General features: G+C 71.9%; 18 protein-coding genes. 8 read left to right on the forward strand and 10 right to left on the reverse strand.

The window, feature by feature from the left end; all coding sequences use genetic code 11:
• Nucleotides 1-244: 244 nt before the first annotated feature.
• Nucleotides 245-973, reverse strand: a complete 729-nt coding sequence (locus ACFQLX_RS11405; RefSeq protein ID WP_386414217.1) for a TerB family tellurite resistance protein — start codon at nt 971-973, stop codon at nt 245-247.
• Nucleotides 974-1,137: 164 nt separating this feature from the next.
• Complete coding sequence (gene leuA / locus ACFQLX_RS11410; protein ID WP_386414218.1) at nt 1,138-2,883, reverse strand: 2-isopropylmalate synthase; 1,746 nt, start codon at nt 2,881-2,883, stop codon at nt 1,138-1,140.
• A gap of 292 nt (nt 2,884-3,175) precedes the next feature.
• On the opposite strand from leuA, the gene ACFQLX_RS11415 reads away from it, so the two are divergent.
• Together ACFQLX_RS11415 and ACFQLX_RS11420 are read left to right on the forward strand one after the other, a co-directional pair.
• On the forward strand, nt 3,176-4,336 hold the full coding sequence (locus ACFQLX_RS11415) for a M4 family metallopeptidase (RefSeq protein WP_386414352.1): 1,161 nt from the start codon (nt 3,176-3,178) through the stop codon (nt 4,334-4,336).
• A 9-nt stretch (nt 4,337-4,345) separates the two neighbouring features.
• Entirely contained in the window at nt 4,346-4,612 is a 267-nt protein-coding gene (locus ACFQLX_RS11420; RefSeq protein ID WP_386414219.1) for a protealysin inhibitor emfourin, read from the forward strand.
• 54 nt (nt 4,613-4,666) lie between these two features.
• Here ACFQLX_RS11420 and era read toward each other — a convergent pair whose 3' ends face one another.
• From era to ACFQLX_RS11445, 5 genes are all read right to left on the reverse strand, one after another.
• A complete protein-coding gene (gene era, locus ACFQLX_RS11425) occupies nt 4,667-5,620 on the reverse strand; it encodes a GTPase Era (protein WP_386414220.1) in 954 nt (317 codons plus the stop codon).
• Nucleotides 5,621-5,681: 61 nt separating this feature from the next.
• Nucleotides 5,682-6,047, reverse strand: a complete 366-nt coding sequence (locus tag ACFQLX_RS11430) for a cytidine deaminase (RefSeq protein ID WP_386414221.1) — start codon at nt 6,045-6,047, stop codon at nt 5,682-5,684.
• A 65-nt stretch (nt 6,048-6,112) separates the two neighbouring features.
• Entirely contained in the window at nt 6,113-7,426 is a 1,314-nt protein-coding gene (locus ACFQLX_RS11435; protein WP_386414222.1) for a hemolysin family protein, read from the reverse strand.
• A gap of 7 nt (nt 7,427-7,433) precedes the next feature.
• Complete coding sequence (ybeY, locus tag ACFQLX_RS11440; RefSeq protein ID WP_386414223.1) at nt 7,434-7,931, reverse strand: rRNA maturation RNase YbeY; 498 nt, start codon at nt 7,929-7,931, stop codon at nt 7,434-7,436.
• Between the two features lie 4 nt (nt 7,932-7,935).
• Nucleotides 7,936-10,077 (reverse strand): PhoH family protein, encoded by a 2,142-nt coding sequence (locus tag ACFQLX_RS11445; protein WP_386414224.1) that lies wholly within the window; start codon nt 10,075-10,077, stop codon nt 7,936-7,938.
• A gap of 305 nt (nt 10,078-10,382) precedes the next feature.
• Here ACFQLX_RS11445 and ACFQLX_RS11450 point away from each other — a divergent pair, with 305 nt between their 5' ends.
• From ACFQLX_RS11450 to ACFQLX_RS11475, 6 genes are all read left to right on the forward strand, one after another.
• Nucleotides 10,383-12,464, forward strand: coding sequence for an MMPL family transporter (locus tag ACFQLX_RS11450; RefSeq protein WP_386414225.1), 2,082 nt, complete (start codon nt 10,383-10,385; stop codon nt 12,462-12,464).
• 90 nt (nt 12,465-12,554) lie between these two features.
• The gene (locus ACFQLX_RS11455) at nt 12,555-13,817 is read left to right on the forward strand and encodes a sensor histidine kinase (RefSeq protein WP_386414354.1); all 1,263 of its coding nucleotides are present in this window, start codon (nt 12,555-12,557) and stop codon (nt 13,815-13,817) included.
• 53 nt (nt 13,818-13,870) lie between these two features.
• Entirely contained in the window at nt 13,871-14,584 is a 714-nt protein-coding gene (locus ACFQLX_RS11460; RefSeq protein ID WP_386414227.1) for a response regulator, read from the forward strand.
• A gap of 52 nt (nt 14,585-14,636) precedes the next feature.
• On the forward strand, nt 14,637-15,383 hold the full coding sequence (gene recO / locus ACFQLX_RS11465) for a DNA repair protein RecO (protein WP_386414228.1): 747 nt from the start codon (nt 14,637-14,639) through the stop codon (nt 15,381-15,383).
• A gap of 64 nt (nt 15,384-15,447) precedes the next feature.
• Nucleotides 15,448-16,278, forward strand: coding sequence for an isoprenyl transferase (locus tag ACFQLX_RS11470; RefSeq protein WP_386414230.1), 831 nt, complete (start codon nt 15,448-15,450; stop codon nt 16,276-16,278).
• A 139-nt stretch (nt 16,279-16,417) separates the two neighbouring features.
• Entirely contained in the window at nt 16,418-17,440 is a 1,023-nt protein-coding gene (locus ACFQLX_RS11475) for a DUF4331 family protein (RefSeq protein WP_386414231.1), read from the forward strand.
• Between the two features lie 85 nt (nt 17,441-17,525).
• Here the strand turns inward: ACFQLX_RS11475 and ACFQLX_RS11480 are convergent, their stop codons facing one another.
• Genes ACFQLX_RS11480 through ACFQLX_RS11490 form a run of 3 tightly spaced genes read right to left on the reverse strand, consistent with a single transcriptional unit; the run spans nt 17,526 to nt 19,704 of the window.
• The gene (locus ACFQLX_RS11480) at nt 17,526-17,939 is read right to left on the reverse strand and encodes a Fur family transcriptional regulator (RefSeq protein WP_386414232.1); all 414 of its coding nucleotides are present in this window, start codon (nt 17,937-17,939) and stop codon (nt 17,526-17,528) included.
• Complete coding sequence (locus ACFQLX_RS11485; protein WP_386414234.1) at nt 17,936-18,838, reverse strand: metal ABC transporter permease; 903 nt, start codon at nt 18,836-18,838, stop codon at nt 17,936-17,938. Before ACFQLX_RS11485 ends, ACFQLX_RS11480 begins: the two co-directional genes overlap by 4 nt.
• The gene (locus ACFQLX_RS11490) at nt 18,835-19,704 is read right to left on the reverse strand and encodes a metal ABC transporter ATP-binding protein (RefSeq protein ID WP_386414235.1); all 870 of its coding nucleotides are present in this window, start codon (nt 19,702-19,704) and stop codon (nt 18,835-18,837) included. The genes ACFQLX_RS11485 and ACFQLX_RS11490 overlap by 4 nt, the downstream gene beginning before the upstream one ends.
• Nucleotides 19,705-19,759: the final 55 nt, after the last annotated feature.

Here is a 19,759-nt window from a genome sequence, read left to right on the forward strand (position 1 = left end):
CACCCCGCCCCATGACGACCCCAACGAGCCCGCCCCACATAGGACACGGTCTAAGTGGGGGTGCAGGAAGGGCTGTTGCAAGGTTAGTTGATCTTGCATAGTTGCTGGTCGGGGGGTCGTGACCGGAATGGCCGAAGCTCCGTTGTGGATCGATGACCTCGCAAGTCCTCGATCCACAACGGAGCTTCGGTGATTGCCGAGTCTGCTAACTGAAGTGCCTGAAGGGTCGGTTGGGGGCGGTGTGTTACGACGACAGGGTGCGGGCCGCTGTCAGGAGGTGGGCTGCTTCTTGCGGGGGGATGAGGAGGGCCGGGCCCAGGAGGGAGAGGGTTTCGTGTTCTGCGGGGGTGTAGGGGCCGTCCGCCAGGGCGATCGCCGCGGCCTGGAGGAGGATGCGGCCCCGGCCGGGGGGTGTGAGGAGGGGGGCCAGGGGGGTGAGGGTGGCGTGGAGTTCCGTCGCCAGGGGGGCCGTCGGGGAGGCTGCCGGGGGGTGGGGCGTTCCGGGCCGGGCGGGGAGGCGGCCGGTGTCCAGGTCCAGCGCCGCCAGCAGGGTCAGCAGCTGCTCCTCCGAGCAGCTCTCGTACCCGGCGCCGCGCACCGCCGACAGCGCGGTCTCGCGGACCGCGGGGGAGGCGGCGCCGCCCGCGTGGAGCACGGCCAGGGCGACCGTGTGCACGGCCTCGCGCAGGAGGGCGGAGAGGCGGGCGGTGGTGGGGGTGTCCAGGCACTCCGGGGCGAAGTGCCGCTCGCAGGCGGCGCATTCGACCACCGGGCCCGCGCCGCCGCGCGCCGGCAGCGGCACGCCCAGCACCGTCAGGCGCCGGCTTCCCGCCCGCAGCCGGTAGTCGCGGTCGCCGCCGCAGCCGGGGCAGTGGAACTCCCCGGTGCGCAGCGTGCTCCAGACGGTGCGCACGCCCACGGCGCGACGCAGCCCGCGCACCGGGCGCACTCGGTGTCCCCAGGAGTGCCTCACGTCGCCACCTCCGTAACGCTGCCGCAACACTGCCGCATTGAGACGTGATGTTAGCCACATCGGGCGCAAACGTCAGCCCTCCCGCGGACCGGCCGCAAACACCGGTGGGGGTACGGGCGTCGGACCCGTACCCCCACCTGCGGTGTTCAACTCCCGGGCGGGAGTTACCGCTTGGCCCGGTTCACCGCCGAGACGACCGCCTTCAGCGACGCCCGCGTGGTGTTCGCGTCGATGCCGATGCCCCACAGCACCCGCCCGTCGACCGCCACCTCGATGTACGAGGCCGCCTGCGCCCGCGCGCCCTCGCTGAGGGTGTGCTCCTGGTAGTCCAGCAGCCGCGCGTCGATGCCGACGCCCGCCAGCGCGTCGAAGAACGCCGAGATGGGGCCGTTGCCCGTACCGGTCAGCACCGTGTCCGCGCCGTCCACGACCGCCGCCACGGTGAGCGCGTCACCCCCGTCGCGGGTGGTCTCCGACTGCGCGGAGCGCAGCGCGATACGGCCCCAGGGCCTGGCCGCGTCCGGCAGGTACTCGTCGCGGAAGACGTCCCAGATCTCCGCCGGGGTGACCTCGCCGCCCTCGTGGTCGGTGCGCGCCTGGATGATCTTCGAGAACTCGATCTGCATCCGGCGCGGCAGGTCCAGGCTGTGCTCGTTCTTCAGCACGTAGGCGATACCGCCCTTGCCGGACTGGGAGTTGACCCGGATGACCGCCTCGTAGGAGCGGCCCACGTCCCTGGGGTCGATGGGCAGGTAGGGCACCGCCCACTCCAGCTCGTCGACCGTGACACCGCGCTCCCGGGCCCGTACCGCCATCGCCTCGAAGCCCTTCTTGACGGCGTCCTGGTGGGAGCCGGAGAAGGCGGTGTAGACGAGGTCGCCGGCGTAGGGGTGGCGGGGGTGGACCTCCATGCGCGTGCAGTACTCGTAGGCGCGGCGCACCTCGTCGATCTGCGAGAAGTCGATCTGCGGGTCGACGCCCTGGGAGAAGAGGTTCATCCCCAGCGTCACCAGGTCCACGTTGCCCGTACGCTCGCCCTGCCCGAACAGGCAGCCCTCCACCCGGTCCGCCCCCGCCATCACGGCCAGCTCGGCGGCCGCCACCGCCGTGCCCCGGTCGTTGTGCGGGTGCGCGGACAGGCAGACGAACTCCCGGCGGGAGAGGTTGCGCGACATCCACTCGAAGCGGTCGGCGTGCGTGGAGGGCGTGGAGCGCTCCACCGTGGCCGGCAGGTTGAGGATGATCTCGCGGCCCGCCTCGGGCTGCCAGACGTCCATCACGCCCTCGCAGACCTCCAGCGCGAAGTCCAGCTCGGTGTCCGTGAAGATCTCCGGGCTGTACTGGTAGCCGAAGACCGTCTCCGGGCCCAGGATCTTCTCCGCGTACTCCACGACCAGCCGGGTGCCGTCCACCGCGATCTGCCGCACCGCCTCGCGCGAGCCGCGGAAGACCACCTCGCGCCAGACCGGCGCGGTCGCGTTGTACAGGTGCACCGTCGCGCGGTGCGCGCCCTTCAGCGACTGCACGGTGCGCTCGATCAGCTCCTCGCGCGCCTGCGTCAGCACCGAGATCGTCACGTCCTCGGGGACCGCGCCCTCCTCGATGATCGAGCGCACGAAGTCGAAGTCGGTCTGCCCGGAGGAGGGGAAGCCGACCTCGATCTCCTTGTAGCCCATCCGCACCAGCAGGTCGAACATCTCGCGCTTGCGGGCCGGCGACATGGGGTCGATCAGCGCCTGGTTGCCGTCGCGCAGATCGGTGGACAGCCAGCGCGGCGCCCGGGTGATACGGGCCTCGGGCCAGGTGCGGTCGGGGATCGACACCGCCTCGTAGGGGCGGTACTTGTGGATCGGCATCGCCGAGGGCCGCTGGCGGACGGAGGCGGCCGTGACGGGAGTGGGCTTGCTCATGGGCTTTCCTCTGCGGGTGGCTTCATGAGACCGACGAACAGCAGCACTCGACTCCGCGGGGAGGGGGTCGGTCTTACGACAGCGGACCCTCGCCGCGGCGGCTAAGGAGGAGCAGCGCCACGCACATGGTGCCGCCAGCCTAGCTGAGGGTGCCGGGTTGCGGTCATCCGTATCAGTATGCGAAATGGCACAGGCGGGGTACGGGACGCAAGTCCCGACCACTCGAATTCGGGAACCTCCGGGCTTTTCCGTGACACGCCGCACGCCGGATGCCAGATTGCGGCCTATGGATATGACGACCTCCGACCCCGTACGCCCCGTTTTCTGCGGCATCGTTCCCCCGCACATCCTGGACCGGGTGGCACGCAGCGACGACCCCGCCCTGGCCGGCCCGGCCCGCCGCACCCTGGAGCGCGACGCGCTGGAGCGCACCCGCCGCCGCCTCACCACCGTGCGCACCCTCGCCGCGCCCAAAGCCCCGCCGCGCCCCGACACCAAGCCCCACCGCACCGTCCACGACGCCGGACACGCCACCGAACTGCCCGGCCGCGAGGTCCGCACCGAGGGCGCCGAGGCTGTCCGCGACGCCACCGCCAACCGCGCCTACGACGGCCTCGGCGCCACCTTCGAGCTGCTCCTGAGCGCCTTCGGCCACGTCTCCGTCGACGGCGCCGGACTGCCCCTGCACGCCACCGTCCACTACGGCCGCGACTACAACAACGCCTTCTGGGACGGCGGCCAGATGGTCTTCGGCGACGGGGACGGCGAGCTGTTCCTCGACTTCACCACCTCCGTCGAGATCATCGGCCACGAACTCGCCCACGGCCTCACCCAGTTCACCGCCAACCTGGAGTACTTCGGCCAGTCCGGCGCGCTCAACGAGTCCGTCTCCGACGTCTTCGGCTCCCTCGTCAAGCAGTACACCCTCGGCCAGACCGCCCAGGACGCCGACTGGCTGATCGGCTCCGGCCTCCTCGCCCCCCGCGTCCAGGGCACCGCCCTGCGCTCCATGAAGGCGCCCGGCAGCGCCTACGACGACGACGTCCTGGGCAGCGACCCGCAGCCCGCCACGATGGACGGCTACGTCCGCACCTCCGAGGACAACGGCGGCGTCCACATCAACTCCGGCATCCCCAACCACGCCTTCCACCTCCTCGCCGTCGAGCTGGGCGGCCACGCCTGGGAGCGCGCCGGGCAGCTCTGGTACGACGTGCTCACCGGCGGCGAACTGCGCCCCTCCGCCGACTTCACCGAGTTCGCCCGCCTCACCGCCGCCGCCGCACTGGCGCGCTACGGGGAGGGCGAGGAGCACACCGCCGTCCGCGAGGCGTGGTCGCGGGTGGGCGTCGCGGTGGACGAGGAGACGGGGGCCGAGGTGCCCAAGCAGGGCGGCGGAGCCGAGCAGGAGGTACGGGCCGCCGCCACGGGTGAGACCGGGCGCGGCAAGGGGTAGACGGACGCCATGCGGATATCCGTCACCCGTACCGGAGGATTCGGCGGCATCCGCCGCCACGCCAGCCTGGACACGGCCGGCCGCCCCGACGCGGCCGGCCTCCAGGCACTCGCCCGCCGGGCGCTCGACGCCGGCGATGCCCGCCCGGCCCCGGGCGTGCCCGACGGCTTCCACTACGAACTGACCGTGGACGGCCGCACCGTCCACTGCGCCGACCCCGGCCTCACCGACGAGCAGCGGGCACTCATCACGGCCGTACTGCGGGAGGGAGCGTGAGGCCGGGGGCGGGCAACGCCCCTACCCCCGGCCGACGTTGATGCGTAGACGCGCTCAGAAACCCAGCTTGCGCAACTGCTTGGGGTCGCGCTGCCAGTCCTTGGCCACCTTCACGTGCAGGTCGAGATAGACCGGGGTACCGAGCAGCGCCTCGATCTGCTTGCGCGCCTTGGTGCCGATCTCACGCAGCCGCGCGCCCTTCGGGCCGATGATGATGCCCTTCTGGCTGGGCCGTTCGATGTACAGGAACGCGTGGATGTCCAGCAGCGGCCGGTCCGCGGGACGGTCCGCGCGCGGCTCCATCTCCTCCACCACCACCGCGATGGAGTGCGGCAGCTCGTCGCGTACGCCCTCCAGCGCGGCCTCCCGGATCAGCTCGGCGACCATCACCTGCTCCGGCTCGTCCGTCAGATCGCCGTCCGGATACAGCTCCGGGCCCTCCGGAAGCATCGGGATCAGCAGATCCGCCAGCAGGGAGACCTGGCGGTCCTCCACCGCGGAGACCGGCACGATCTCGTCCCACTCGAAGCCCAGGTCCTTGGCCATCCGGTCCACGGCCAGCAACTGCTGGGAGATCGTCTTCGGGTCCGCCAGGTCCGTCTTGGTGACGACGGCGACCTTCGGAGTGCGCTTGAGGGAGGCCAGCTCATTGGCGATGAAACGGTCGCCCGGCCCCACCTTCTCGTTCGCCGGAAGGCAGAAGCCGATCACGTCCACCTCGGCCCAGGTGGAGCGGACCACGTCGTTGAGCCGCTCGCCCAGGAGAGTGCGGGGCTTGTGGTAGCCGGGGGTGTCCACGAGGATCAGCTGCGCCTCGGGGCGGTGGACGATACCGCGGACCGTGTGGCGGGTCGTCTGGGGGCGGTTGGAGGTGATGGCCACCTTCTGGCCCACGAGAGCGTTCGTCAGGGTGGACTTGCCGGCGTTGGGGCGACCCACGAAGCAGGCGAAGCCCGCGCGGTGGGGGTCGTGGTTCTTCTCTGGGGTGCGGACGCTCATGCGGCTCATTGTCCCCGATCGCGGCCCGCGCGCGTATCGGGGGCCGGATTCCACCAGCGCCCGCAAGCCGTCAGCCCGCCGTCAGACGCTCCCGCAGAGTGCCGTCCGGGGCCGCCAGGAGAAGCGGGGTGGCGGCGTCGCCCAGGTCCCGTACCGCCGCGTGGTCCGCCGGGGCGGGGGAGGGCGCCACCGTGACCAGGGCCGCCGCCTCCAGAGACGTGGCACCCGAGGCCGCCGCCATCGCCACCGCCGTCTGCAGCGCCGTCAGGCGCAGAGAGGGAAGGACGACCGGAACCGCCACGTAGGTGCGGCCCGTCTCGTCGCGGACCGCCGCACCCTCGGAGGCGCCGCTGCGGGCACGGGCACTGCGGGCCAACGTGATGATCTTCTGGTCCTCGGGAGCCGACGGGGCACTCTCACTCATGGGCGCGAGCATACGGCGCGCCCCGCCAGGCAGCCGGAGCGGGTCGGGACTACACCGCACACGGCCCGCCCCGCCCCTCAGTCCTCCCCGTCCGCCTCCCGCGGCACCCGCACCGGCTCCACCAGCACCGTGACGATCTTGTTGCGCCGCCCCGCCGCCGACTCCGCCGTCAGCCGCAGCGCCGTCAGACCCGGATCAGAACCGTCATGGGACACATCCACCTCCGCCGTCGCACCCGCGATCGGCACCCGCCCCAGGGACTTCGCCAGCAGACCGCCGACCGTCTCCACGTCCTCGTCGTCCAGCTCCAGGTCGTACAACTCACCCAGATCACCGATATCCAGCCGCGCCGTCACCCGGTAGCGCTCCTCGCCCAACGGCTCCACCGGAGGCAGCTCCCGGTCGTACTCGTCGGTGATCTCACCGACGATCTCCTCCAGGATGTCCTCGATCGTCACGATGCCCGCCGTCGAGCCGTACTCGTCGATCACCACCGCCACATGGTTGCGCCGCACCTGCATCTCACGCAGCATGTCGCCCGCGTTCTTGGTGTCCGGCACGAAGAACGCCGGACGCATCACCGTCGACACCGGCTCCGACTCCGAATCGCGGTTGACGTGCGTACGACGCGCCAGATCCTTCACGTACACCACACCCACCACATCGTCCTCACTCTCCCCCGTGACGGGGATCCGCGAGAAACCCGAACGCAGCGCCAGCGTCAGCGCCTGCCGGATCGTCTTGTAACGCTCGATGGCCACCACGTCCGTACGCGGCACCATCACCTCCCGCACCAGCGTGTCGCCCAACTCGAAGACGGAATGCACCATCCGCGCCTCCTCGTCCTCGATCAGCGACTCCTTCTCCGCGAAGTCCACCATCGCCCGCAGCTCCTGCTCCGAGGCGAAGGGACCCATCCGGTAGCCCTTCCCCGGCGTGAGCGCGTTACCGACAAGGATCAGCAACCGCGGAATCGGCCCCATGACCCGCGCCAGCGGCAGCAGCACGTACGCCGCCGCCGTCGTCACCCCCACCGGACGCTGCCGCCCGATCGTCCGCGGCGAGACACCGATCGCCACGAAGGAGACCAGCACCATCACCCCGATCGCCAGCGCCAACGCCTGCGCCGTACCACTCACATGGTCCAGGCAGAGGTACGTCACCAGCGCCGCCGCCCCCATCTCGCAGCCGATCCGCACCAGCAGCGCCACGTTGAGATAACGCACCGGATCCTCGGCGAGCGCCGTCAGCTTCGCACTGCCCCGCCGCCCGGCCCGCACCGCCTCCTCCGCCGAGACCCGCGTGGTACGCACCAGACCCGCCTCCGCACAGGCGGCCAGCCACGCGATCACGGTCAACAGCACCGCCAACGCGATGAGTTCCCCGGTCATCGCGGCGTCAGTGCGTGGTCGGGGCCGGGGAGGGCCCCGCCACGCCGCGCTCCTCGCGCCAGCCGTCGACGATCGCCTTCTGCAGGCCGAACATCTCGACCTTCTCCTCCGGCTCCTCATGGTCGTAACCCAGCAGGTGCAACACCCCGTGCACCGTGAGGAGTTGCAGCTCCTCGTCCATGGAGTGCGCCGTCTGCGCCTCCTCCCCCTGCCGCTTGGCGACCTCCGGACACAGCACGATGTCACCGAGAAGACCCTGCGGGGAGTCGTCCTCGTCCTTGGCCGGCGGACGCAACTCGTCCATGGGGAAGGACATCACGTCAGTGGGACCGGGCAGGTCCATCCACTGCACGTGCAACTGCTCCATCGCCGCCGCGTCGACCACGATGACACTCAGCTCGGAAAGAGGGTGGATACGCATCCAGGACAGCGCGTAGCGGGCGATGTCGAGAATCGCCTGCTCGTCGACATCCGTGCCGGACTCGTTGTTCACGTCGATGGACATGGTGCTACTTCTTGCCGTTCTGTCGCTGGACCTGCTGCTGCCCCTGCTGCCCCTGCTGGCCGTCGTGCGCCTCGTACGCCTCCACAATGCGCCCGACGAGATGGTGACGCACGACGTCCTTGCTGGTCAGCTGGGAGAAGTGGATATCCTCCACCCCCTCCAGAATGCCCTGCACCTGCCGCAGCCCGGACTTCGTCCCCCCAGGCAGATCGACCTGGGTGACATCACCGGTGACAACAATCTTGGAATTGAACCCGAGCCGGGTCAGGAACATCTTCATCTGCTCGGGATTGGTGTTCTGCGCCTCGTCGAGAATGATGAAGGCCTCGTTGAGGGTGTTGTGCGTCAGCAGGTAGTCCTGCGTGACGTACAGCGAGTCCTCAGCGGCCACCTGGATGCAGACGGCCTCCTCGCGCCCGGCGGGCTGGATGTCGTCGATGAAGCGCATCGGCCGACCACCGCCGCCCGCCGCGTGGTACGTCTCCCGCTTACGCGCGAGGCGGAAGGGCTCCATGCCCTCGGGGAGGCGGATGTCGAGTGTGAAGGCGTCGTGGCGGTGGTGCACCTCCCGCCCTCCCGCCAGGCCAGGTGCCCGTCCTTCCGCCGCACGGCGGCGACGGTACGCCACACCGCCCAGCGACTGGACCAGGGCCACCACGTCGTCCGCCAGGATCGTGGAGGTCGTTGTGTACTGGATGCGGCAGGTGCGGTCGGACTGGGTGACCGGGCCGCCGTCGGAGTCCAGCAGACCCTGGAGGAGCGCCAGGCGTACCGCAGGAGTGTTGTAGAGGTAGTCCTCCGGTACGAACTTGGAGTGCGATCGCGATCCGAGGAGATCCAAGCCGCGTAGTACGCGGGTGACGGGATTCTCCAGCGTGATGACGTCGCCGGGCTTCCGCACCCGGTTGAGGGTGTAGTCGGGCCCGTTCTTCTGACGGACCCGTACGCCGGGGAGAGCCGCCTCCAGAGCCTCGGCCAACTCGGGGTCCGCAGTGGAGAAACCGGGGGTCGTGCTGCCGGTGAGACAGCCGTCGCCCAGCAGGAGGCCCAGGGCGTACGCGTCCATGGGGACGGGTCGTTCGGGAAACTCCACCGGCGCCGTCAGCAACGGCAGTTCGTACCGCCGCGCGTGCGCCGCCCGCAGGTTCCCGATCATCTCCTGCGTCTCCATCACCCGCCACGGCTTCCCCCGCCGCTTGTCGGAGGCCGTGCGGACGGTCCACAGGTGCTCACCGCAGCACAGGGTCCAGGAGCCGTCCTGGGCGCTGACCCGGTAGATGTCCTTCTCGCCCTGCGGATAGACGCCCAGCACCGGGGTCGGCTCACCGTTGGAGCCGATGACCAGATCGCCCACCTGGAGGTCGCCGATGGGCCGCCAGCCCTCGGGGGTGAGGACCGTCATCCATACCGGTTGGCTCCGGCCCCTCATATAAGCCAGCGGCGCCACCTCGATCGTCCCCGCTGCCATCAGCCTCGGGATTGAGTCCGGGTCCAGCATGTCGTGCAGGGCGTCGTAGAGCGGGCGCAGGTAGGGGTCGATCTTGTCGAAGAGGGTGCCGGGGAGGAAGCCCAGGCGTTCGCCTGCTTCGACGGCGGGGCGGGTCAGGATGATGCGGTTGACCTGTTTGGACTGCAGGGCCTGGACGGCCTTGGCCATCGCGAGGTAGGTCTTGCCGGTGCCGGCGGGGCCGATGCCGAAGACGATGGTGTTCTTGTCGATGGCGTCGACGTACTTCTTCTGGTTCAGCGTCTTGGGGCGGATCGTGCGGCCCCGGCTGGACAGGATGTTCTGGGTGAGGACCTCGGAGGGCGAGGAGTGGCCGCCGGCCTCGCCGTCGTCGCTCTTGCGCAGCATGGCGAGGGTGCGCTCCACGGCGTCCTCCGTCATGGGCTGGCCGGTGCGCAGCACCAGCAGGATCTCGTCGAAGAGGCGCTGGAGGAGGGCGACCTCGGCTTCCTCGCCGACGGCGGTGACCTGGTTGCCCCGGACGTGGATGTCGGTGTGGGGGAAGGCCTTCTCGATGGCGGTCAGCAGTGAGTCGCCGGAGCCGAGCACGGTGACCATCGGGTGCTTCGCCGGGATGGTGATCTGTGCGCGGGCCGCGCCCTGCTGTTCGGGGTGCCCGCTGGTGGGTGTCTGTGTCATGGGCGGGCCGCAGGGCCTCGGAGTCCCTTTTCCTCGACGGTGGGTGGACGACTGCTGGTGAGGGACATCGTAGTGGGCGGGGGGCGGGCGGGCGCGAGCGAGTTTCGGGGTCCGGCAGGTGCGGGGGTACGGGTGTACGCGGCGCGGGTGGCCGGGCGCGGGCCCGTACTCCTCCGGGAGTAGCGGGCGGTGCGCACCCCCGGTGGGAGTAGTGCGTACCTCGGTCCGGGGGGCGACGAGAAGGCGCTCGGGGGGCGGGAGTCTGGGTGACGAGAGCCCGAGAAGGACGAGGAGAGGGGTGGCCCATGGCGGCCGTGGAGAGCAGCAGCAGGCGGCGGGGGAGGTTCGTGCCCTGGACGCTGCTGGCGATGTGGGTGGCGGTGATCGCGCTTGCGGGGCCGTTCGCCGGGAAGCTGGCGGGTGCGGAGCAGGACCGGGCGGTGGACTATCTGCCGGCGAGTGCGGACTCCACTCAGGTGGCGAAGGTCCAGGACCGGTTGCCGGGGGGTGAGGCGACGGAGCTGGTGGTGGTCTACCACCGTGACGGGGGTCTGACGGCGGCGGACAGGGAGCGGGCGGCGGCGCAGATGGAGGAGGTCGCCGCCGCGTACGAGCTGACCGCGAAGCCGCGGGCGGTGCCGTCGAAGGCGGGGGACACGCTCATGTACCCGCTGGCCTCCACGGAGCCCGGTCAGGACGAGGAGGCCCGCGACAAGCTGGTGGAGGACGTGCGTGCGACCGTCGAAGGGGGCGGGGGGCTGGAGGCGGAGGTCGGTGGGAGCGGCGGGCTGCAGGCCGATATGAGCGAGGTCTTCGCCTCCTTGGACGGTCCGCTGCTCTACACCACCGTCGCGGTGGTCGCGGTGCTGCTCATCGTCATCTACCGCAGTCCGGTGCTCTGGCTGGTCCCGCTGGTGACCGCGGGTGTCGCCAACGCCCTTGCGATGGCGGTCACGTACGGGCTGCACGAGTGGTTCGGGACCACGGTCACCGGTCAGAGCACGGGTGTGATGAACATCCTCGTCTTCGGCGCGGGTACGGACTACGCGCTGCTGCTCGTCTCGCGCTACCGCGAGGAGTTGCGCCGTATCGAGCGCCCGCAGGAGGCGATGCGGGCGGCGCTGCGCGGCTGCGGGCCGGCGGTGGTGGCCTCCTCGCTCACGGTGGCGGCCGGGCTGCTGTGCCTGCTCGCGGCCGATCTCAACTCCACTCGCGGGATGGGTCCGCAGGGCACGGTGGGGGTGCTGAGTGCGCTGCTGGCGATGATGACGCTGCTGCCGGCGCTGCTGGTGCTGCTGGGGCGGCGGGTGTTCTGGCCGCTGGTTCCTGCCTTCGGCTCGGAGCCGAAGCAGGGGCGTTCGCTCTTCTCGGCGATGGGTGCCTCGGCCGGGCGCCGGCCGCTGACCGTGCTGGTGGTGGGGGCGCTGGTGCTGGGTGCGCTGGCGCTGGGGGCCACCCAGTTGAAGGGCGATCTCAAGAACGAGGACTCCTTCACGGCGAAGCCCGAGTCGATCGTGGCGAGCGAGACCCTGGCCGCGGCCTTCCCCGACCGGGGCAGCCGTCCGGTGGAGGTGGTCGTGCCCAGTGGGCAGGCCGGGCAGGTGCTGGAGCGGGTGCGGGCCGTGGGCGGCGTCGCGGAGGCCGGGCGCGGGCGCAGTGGCGGTGGCTGGACGGAGTTGGCGGTGACGGTGGAGGCGCTGCCCGGCAGTGCGGGGGAGACGGCCGTGATCGAGGAGCTGCGCGGGGTGGTCGCCGACGGCTATGTGGGTGGGGCGAGCGCCCAGCAGCTGGATCTGGCGGACACCAGTTCCCGTGACCGGCTGCTGGTGATCCCGCTGGTGCTGGTGTCGGTGCTGCTGATCCTGGTGGTGCTGCTGCGCAGCCTGGTGGCGCCGTTGATCCTGGTGGCGGCGGTGGTGGCGGTCTGGGGTGCTGCGCTGGGTATCGGCGGGCTGGTCTTCGGTCCGGTCTTCGGTTTCGCGGGTGACGATCCGACGTTGCCGCTGCTGTCGTTCGTCTTCCTGGTGGCGCTGGGTGTGGACTACGGCATCTTCCTGATGCACCGGATGCGGGAGGAGTGCCTGGCCGGTCAGGAGCCGGCTCAGGCGGCGCTGACCGCGTTGCGGACGACGGGCGGGGTGATTGCCTCGGCGGGGGTGGTGCTGGCGGCGACCTTCTCGGTGCTGATCAACATGCCGCTGGTGTCGCTGGTGGCGATGGGCTTCGTGATCGCGGTCGGGGTGCTGCTGGACACCTTCCTGGTCCGTACGTACCTGGTCACCTCGGCGAGTGTGGCCCTGGGCCGCAGGATGTGGTGGCCGGGGGCGCTGTCGAAGGCGCCGGCGCCGGTCCCGGCCGCGGGCGAGCGCGATCCCGTGGGGGTGTGAGTCCTTCGCGGTGAACTGCCGCCGCTTCCCCGGGTGTTCGGGGGAGTGGCGGCGGAGCCCGTGGGCCGGGGGCTTGCGCGGTCGTGGACGATGGAGGGCGTGTTGACTGTCAGAGTGCGTCCCGGGCGCCGCCGCGCGCGGCCGTCGCGCCGGGACTGGATGTTCTCCGCGCTGGTCGGTGCGGTGACGGGTGGGCTGGCCTTCGTACCCGACGGGCAGGCCCACTTCCCCGGGGTGTTCGGTTGGACGCTGCTGGTGGTGATGGCGGCGGCGACGGCCTGGCGCCGGTGCTTCCCGTTCGGTGTGCTGGCGGTGGTCCTCGTCTGCGAGGCGCCGTACCACGCGATGGACAACGTCCACACGGCTCCGACGGCCGTGACGATCGTGTCCATGTACTCCCTCGCGGTCGCGGGCCCCCGTAGGCGCACTCTGATCGTGATCCCCACGGTGCTGGCCGCGACGGTGGTGCTGATGCTGACCGTCAACCCCGACCGGGGTGTGGACCTGATCCGCACCTCGGGCTGGATCCTGGCCTGCGCCCTCACCGGCGAGGCGGTACGGGCCCACCGCGGCTACATCGGCGCCATCGTGGAGCGGGCCGAGCGCGCGGAGCGCACCCGCGAGGAGACCGCCGCGCGCCGGGTGGCGGAGGAGCGGCTGCGCATCGCCCGCGATCTGCACGACCTCCTCGCCCACAGCATCACCCTCATCGGCGTGCAGACCTCCGCCGCCGCGCACGTGCTGACCGCCGATCCCGGGCACCTCAACCGGGAGGTGCTGGCCGAGGCCCTCGACGGTATCGCGGACACCTGCCGGGAGGCGCGCGGGGAGCTGAAGCGCACTTTGCAGGTGCTGCGCGCCGACGAGGGCAGCGGGCCGCCGCCCGGCATCGCGGGCCTGGACGACCTGGGCCGCGCGGCCCGCAGCGCCGGGGCGCGGGTGGAGCTGACGGTCGACGCCGCCGGGCCGGTCCCGCCGGCGGTGGGCGCGGCCGCGTACCGGATCGTGCAGCAGGCGCTGACCAACGCGGTGCAGCACGGGGGGAGTTGTGTCGGAGTCGCGGTCACGGTGCGGCTGGAGAAGGCGGCCGGGACGCTGGCCGAGGGACCGGCCGAGGGACCGGCCGAGGGACCGGTCGAGGCGCCGGAGGCGGCGGTGCGGGCGCTGCGGGTGGAGGTCGTGGACGACGGCGCGGCCGCCCCGCCCGACCCCGCGCACACCCCCGGCTTCGGCCTGGTCGGCATGCGTGAGCGGGCCCGCAGTGTGGGCGGCACGCTGGACGCCGGCCCGCGCCCCGACGCCCCCGGTTTCGCGGTACGGGCCCTCCTGCCCTGCCAGGCGGCTCCCGGCTGAGCACCCCGCCCGCCCTCCTGCCCGTACGACTACCCCTCCCGGAAGGCCCCCCGATGACGACCCCGCCCACGCCGCAGCCCCCCATCCGCGTGGTCCTGGCCGACGACCAGACCCTCGTGCGCTCCGCCTTCGCGATGCTCATCGGCGCCACCCCCGGCATGGACGTCGTCGGGGAGGCGGCCAACGGCCGCGAGGCGGTCGAGCTGGCCCGCAGCGCGCGGGCGGACCTGGTGGTGATGGATGTGCGCATGCCCGTCCTGGACGGCATCGAGGCCACCCGGCTGATCGCCGCCGACGAGGACCTGGCGGGCGTGAAGGTGCTGGTCCTGACCACCTACGACACCGACGAGCACATCATCGAGGCACTGCGCGCCGGCGCTTCGGGCTTCCTGGTGAAGGACACCCGCCCCGCCGAGCTGCTGGAGGCGATCCGCATCGTCGCCGCCGGGGAGGCGCTCTTGTCGCCGGGGCCGACCGCGCGGCTGATCGAGCGGGTGGTGAAGCTGCCGGGCAGCCGCGCGGTGGAGAGCGCCCCGGAGGCGCTGGGCGGGCTGTCGCCGCGCGAGGGCGAGGTGCTGGGGCTGGTCGCGCGGGGGCTGAACAACACCGAGATCGCCGAGGCGCTGGGCCTCTCGCCGCTCACGGCCAAGACCCATGTGAGCCGGATCATGGGCAAGTTGAACCTGCGCGACCGCGCCCAGCTGGTCGTCGTCGCCTACGAGTCGGGGCTGATCACGCCGGGTACGGGCCGCCCTGACCCGCACTGACCAGTGAGGCAGACCACGCGGGGGCGGTCCGCGGATGGGGGACAATGGGGCCATGACCCTGTTCCGCGACGACGCCATCGTGCTGCGTACCCAGAAGCTGGGTGAGGCGGACCGGATCATCACCCTCCTCACCCGCGGCCACGGCCGGGTGCGGGCGGTGGCGCGCGGGGTGCGGCGCACCAAGTCGAAGTTCGGCGCCCGCCTGGAGCCCTTCTCCCACGTCGACGTGCAGTTCTTCGCGCGGGGCGCGGAGCTGGTCGGCCGGGGACTGCCGATGTGCACGCAGACGGAGATCATCGCCCCGTACGGCAGCGCGATAGTCGCCGACTACGCCCGCTACACCGCCGGCACCGCGATCCTGGAGACCGCCGAGCGCTTCACCGACCACGAGGGCGAGCCGGCCGTCCAGCAGTACCTCCTCGCCGTCGGCGCCCTGCGCACCCTGGCCGCCGGTGAGCACGCCCCCGGCCTGGTCCTGGACGCCTTCCTGCTGCGCTCCCTCGCCGTCAACGGCTACGCCGCCTCCTTCGCCGACTGCGCCAGGTGCGGCCTGGGCGGGCCCAACCGCTTCTTCTCCGTCGCCGCCGGAGGAGTGGTGTGCGTCGACTGCCGGGTGCCCGGTAGCGTCGTACCCTCTCCGGAGGCCGTCGCCCTGCTGGGCGCGCTGCTCACCGGCGACTGGGCGCGCGCGGACGCCGCCGAGCCGCGGCACGTGCGGGAGGGCAGCGGCCTCGTCGCGGCGTACCTGCACTGGCACCTGGAGCGCGGACTGCGCTCGCTGCGGTACGTGGAGAAGTGACCGCGCCCCGTCACCGGCGAGCGGTGCGGTAGCAACAACCAGTAAGGATCGGAGAGTTACACACATGGCACGACGAGGGATTCTGGGACGCCCCCGCCGCGAGTACCGGGCGCCGGAGCCGCACCCCTCGGGCGCGCGGCCCCCCAAGCTCCCCGGCGAGCTGGTGCCCGGCCATGTGGCGATCGTGATGGACGGCAACGGCCGCTGGGCCAAGGAGCGCGGGCTGCCGCGCACGGAGGGCCACAAGGTCGGCGAGGGCGTCGTGCTGGACGTGGTCAAGGGCTGCCTGGAGCTGGGCGTGAAGGACCTCTCCCTCTACGCCTTCTCCACCGAGAACTGGAAGCGCTCCCCGGAGGAGGTCCGCTTCCTGATGAACTTCAACCGCGACGTCATCCACCGCCGCCGCGACGAGCTGGACGCGCTGGGCGTACGCATCCGCTGGTCGGGCCGGATGCCCAAGTTGTGGAAGAGCGTCGTCAAGGAGCTGCAGACCGCCGAGGAGCAGACGAAGGGCAACGACGCCCTCACCCTCTACATGTGCGTCAACTACGGCGGCCGCGCGGAGATCGCCGACGCGGCGGCGGCGCTGGCGGCCGACGTGGCGGCGGGCCGGCTGGACCCGGGGAAGGTCAACGAGAAGACCCTGACCCGCTACCTCTACCACCCCGACATGCCGGACGTGGACCTCTTCATCCGCCCCTCCGGCGAGCGCCGCACCTCCAACTTCCTGCTCTGGCAGTCGGCTTACGCGGAGCTGGTCTTCCAGGACATCCTCTGGCCGGACTTCGACCGCCGCGACCTGTGGAACGCGTGCACGGAGTACGCCTCCCGCGACCGCCGCTTCGGCGGGGCGCTGCCCAACGAGATGCCGGAGCAGCCCTCGCACCGGGCCTGACAGGGGCCGCGGGGCGCCGCCCGCGCGACCGGCCGGCGGTCACCCGGACGCACCGCTCGCCGCGCGGGCCCCGAGCGGCCCGCACGACACTGGCGGTGAGGCGTGCCCGTGCGCCCGTGCCGAGCAGAGGAACGAGCCCGTGTCCCACCACCTCAACACGCCCGAGGCCGCGAAGAACGGCCAGTTGTACATCGACGACTTCTTCGTCTTCGACGGCGAGCGCGGCACCACGCTTGTCATGACGGTCAACTCCAACGTCACCGGCGTGTACCAGAAGCCGGGCTTCCACCCCGAGGCCCGCTACGAGTTCAAGATCCACCTCGATGGCGCCGAGCAGGAGTCGCTGACCTACCGGATCGCGTTCGGCGAGGCGGACGCGGACGGCGGCCAATCGATGCGGCTGTCCGTCCTGACCGGCGCGGACGCCCGCGACGACGCCGCCGAGGGCACCCTCCTCCTGGAGGGGCGCACCGACGGGACCGCCACCTCCCCGGCGGGCAGCCGGCTGTGGGCGGGCCGCGTGCAGGACGTGTTCTACGCCGACGGGACGGTGCTGGGGCCGGTCGCCAAGGCGCTGGCCACCGGCACGGCCGTCGACCTGTCCGGCTGGGACCCGGCCAAGGCGAAGAACGGCTTCCAGGGCACCTCGGTGGAAGCGATCGTGCTGGAGCTGCCCCGGGAGGACGCCCTCGCCGAGGGCACCGCCATCGGCACCTGGTGCGCGACCAAGCTGGCCACCGACGAGGGCGGTTGGCGCCAGGTCAACCGGGGCGGCCATCCGATGATGTGGCCCCTGCTGTGGCCGACGGACCTGGACTTCACCAACCCGGCCAACACCCGCCGGCCCGCCGAGGACCTCCCGCAGGACGGTGGGCAGCTGGCCGCCCGGATCGCCGCCGTCGTGAAGGCCAACGGCAGCCAGCCCGACCCCGAGGCGTACGCGCAGCTGGTCGTGCACCGCCTCTACCCCGACATCCTCACCTACACCGTCGGCACCCCCGCGAGCTACGGCTTCGCCGCGTTCAACGGCCGCGCCCTCGCCGACAACGTGCCCGAGGCCATGGCCTGCCTGCTCACCGGCACGGCGATCAACACCGGACTCAGGCCCGAGGCCACCGCCGCCCAGCGCAGGGCGGACTTCCCGTACTTCGTACCGGCGTAGCGCCCCCGGCGGCACTGACACTGCCCCCCTGCTTCGGCAGGGGGGCAGTGTCAGTGCGCCAGGCCGGCCTTCCCGCGCGGACGGGCTACGCCGCCGCCGCGCACTCCGCGCAGGTGCCGAAGACCTCCACCGTGTGCGCCACGTCCACGAAGCCGTGCTGCGCCGCGATCGCGTCCGCCCAGGTCTCCACCGCCGGGCCGTCGACCTCCACCGCCTTGCCGCAGCGGCGGCAGACCAGGTGGTGGTGGTGCTCGCCCGTCGAGCAGCGGCGGTAGACCGACTCGCCCTCGCTGGTGCGCAGCACGTCCACCTCGCCGGACTCCGCCAGGGACTGCAGGGTGCGGTAGACCGTCGTCAGGCCCACGGACTCGCCGCGGTGCTTGAGCATGTCGTGCAGATCCTGCGCGCTGCGGAACTCGTCCACCTCGTCGAGCGCCGCCGCCACGGCGGTCCGCTGCCGGGTGGACCTGCCGCGTACCGGGGAATCTGCGGGGGTCACGCGCGCCTCCTGGCCGTTGCGGTCGATGCTGTGTCCGAACGGTCATTCTGCCAGGCGCCCCCCGGGCCGTCACCGCCCGCCACCCGCAGCCGCCGCCGGGCCAGTGGCGCCGCCAGCGCGGTGACCAGCGCGAAGAGCGCGATCGTGATCAGCACGATGGTCGCGCCGGGCGGCACGTTCACGTAGTACGAGGTGATCGTGCCGGAGAGCGTGGCGAGGACACCGAAGACCATCGCCAGCGCCAGCGTGGTGGCGAAACCGCGGGTGGCCTGCTGGGCCGCCGCCACCGGGATCACCATCAGCGCGCTCACCAGCAGCAGCCCCACGACCCGCATGGAGACCGTCACGGTCACCGCGGCGGTGACGGCCAGCAGCAGGTTCAGCGCCCGCACCGGCAGCCCGGTGACCTTGGCGAACTCCTCGTCCTGGCAGATCGCGAAGAGCTGCCGGCGCAGCCCCAGCGCCACCAGCAGCACCAGGGCGGAGAGCCAGACGACGGTCTGCACGTCGGCGGTGCTGACGGTGGTGAGCGAGCCGAAGAGGTACGACAGCAGGTTGGCGGTCGAGCCGCCCGGCGCCAGGTTGATGATCATGACGCCGCCGGCCATGCCGCCGTAGAAGAGCATGGCCAGCGCGATGTCGCCGCGCGTCTTGCCGTAGGAGCGGATCAGCTCCATCACCACCGCGCCGACGCAGGCGACGAGGACCGCCATCCACACCGGGCTGGTGTTGAGCAGGAAGCCCAGTGCCACACCCGTCATGGCGACGTGCCCCAGGCCGTCGCCCATGATCGCCTGGCGGCGGGCGACGAGGTAGATGCCCACCGCCGGCGCCGAGACGCCGATGAGGAGGGCGGCGAGCAGGGCGCGCTGCATGAACGCGGGCTCCAGGAAGTTCATCTCAGCAGTCCCGTGGTCCAGTCGGTGTCGGTGCCGCCCGGCTCGGCGGCGGGGTGGGGGTGGCAGGCGGGGTCGTGGACGAGGCCGGCGGAGTCCTCGCGGCCGTAGACCTGCGCGACGCGGCCGTCGGCCAGCTGCACCGAGCGGTCGATCAGCGGCGCCAGCGGGCCCAGCTCGTGCAGCACCAGCAGGACGGCCGTCCCCGCCGCGACCTGCTCGCGCAGCACCTCGGCCAGCACGCGCTGGCTGGCCAGGTCCACCCCGGCCAGCGGCTCGTCCATGATGAGCAGGTCGGGCTCGCCGGCCAGCGCGCGGGCGATGAGCACCCGCTGGTACTGCCCGCCCGAGAGCCCCTCGACGGAGTCGCCGGCCCGGTCGGCCATCCCGACCCGCTCCAGCGCCCCTTCGACGGCCCGGCGGTCCTGGGCGCCCAGCGGACGCAGCCCCGTACGCGAGAGGCGCCCGGCGGAGACGACCTCGCGGACGGTGGCCGGCACTCCGCCGGAGGCGGTCGAGCGCTGCGGTACGTAGCCGATGCGGCCCCAGTCGCGAAAGCGCCTGAGCGGGGTGCCGAACAGCTCCACCGAGCCGCCGGTGAGCGGGACCTGTCCGACGATGGCGCGGATCGCGGTGGACTTGCCGGAGCCGTTGGCGCCGAGCAGCGCCACGACCTCGCCGGGCGCCACGGTCAGGTCGACGCCGCGCAGCACCGGGCGCGCGCCGAGGGAGGCACGGGCGTCGTGGAGGCGCACGGCGGGCGGGGCGTCGCCGGCGTCGGGCTGCGCGGTGTTCTTGCCGCGGGCCGCGGTGGCGGGCTCGGCGGGCTCGGTGGGGTCGTCGGGGTTCTCGGGCTGGTGCTGAGGCATGGTCGGCGGCCCCTCTGTCTTCGCTGTCCTCGTGCCCGCGGCTCGCTCCGCGGGT

Source organism: Streptomyces polyrhachis, assembly GCF_042663125.1.
Taxonomy (GTDB): domain Bacteria; phylum Actinomycetota; class Actinomycetes; order Streptomycetales; family Streptomycetaceae; genus Streptomyces; species Streptomyces polyrhachii.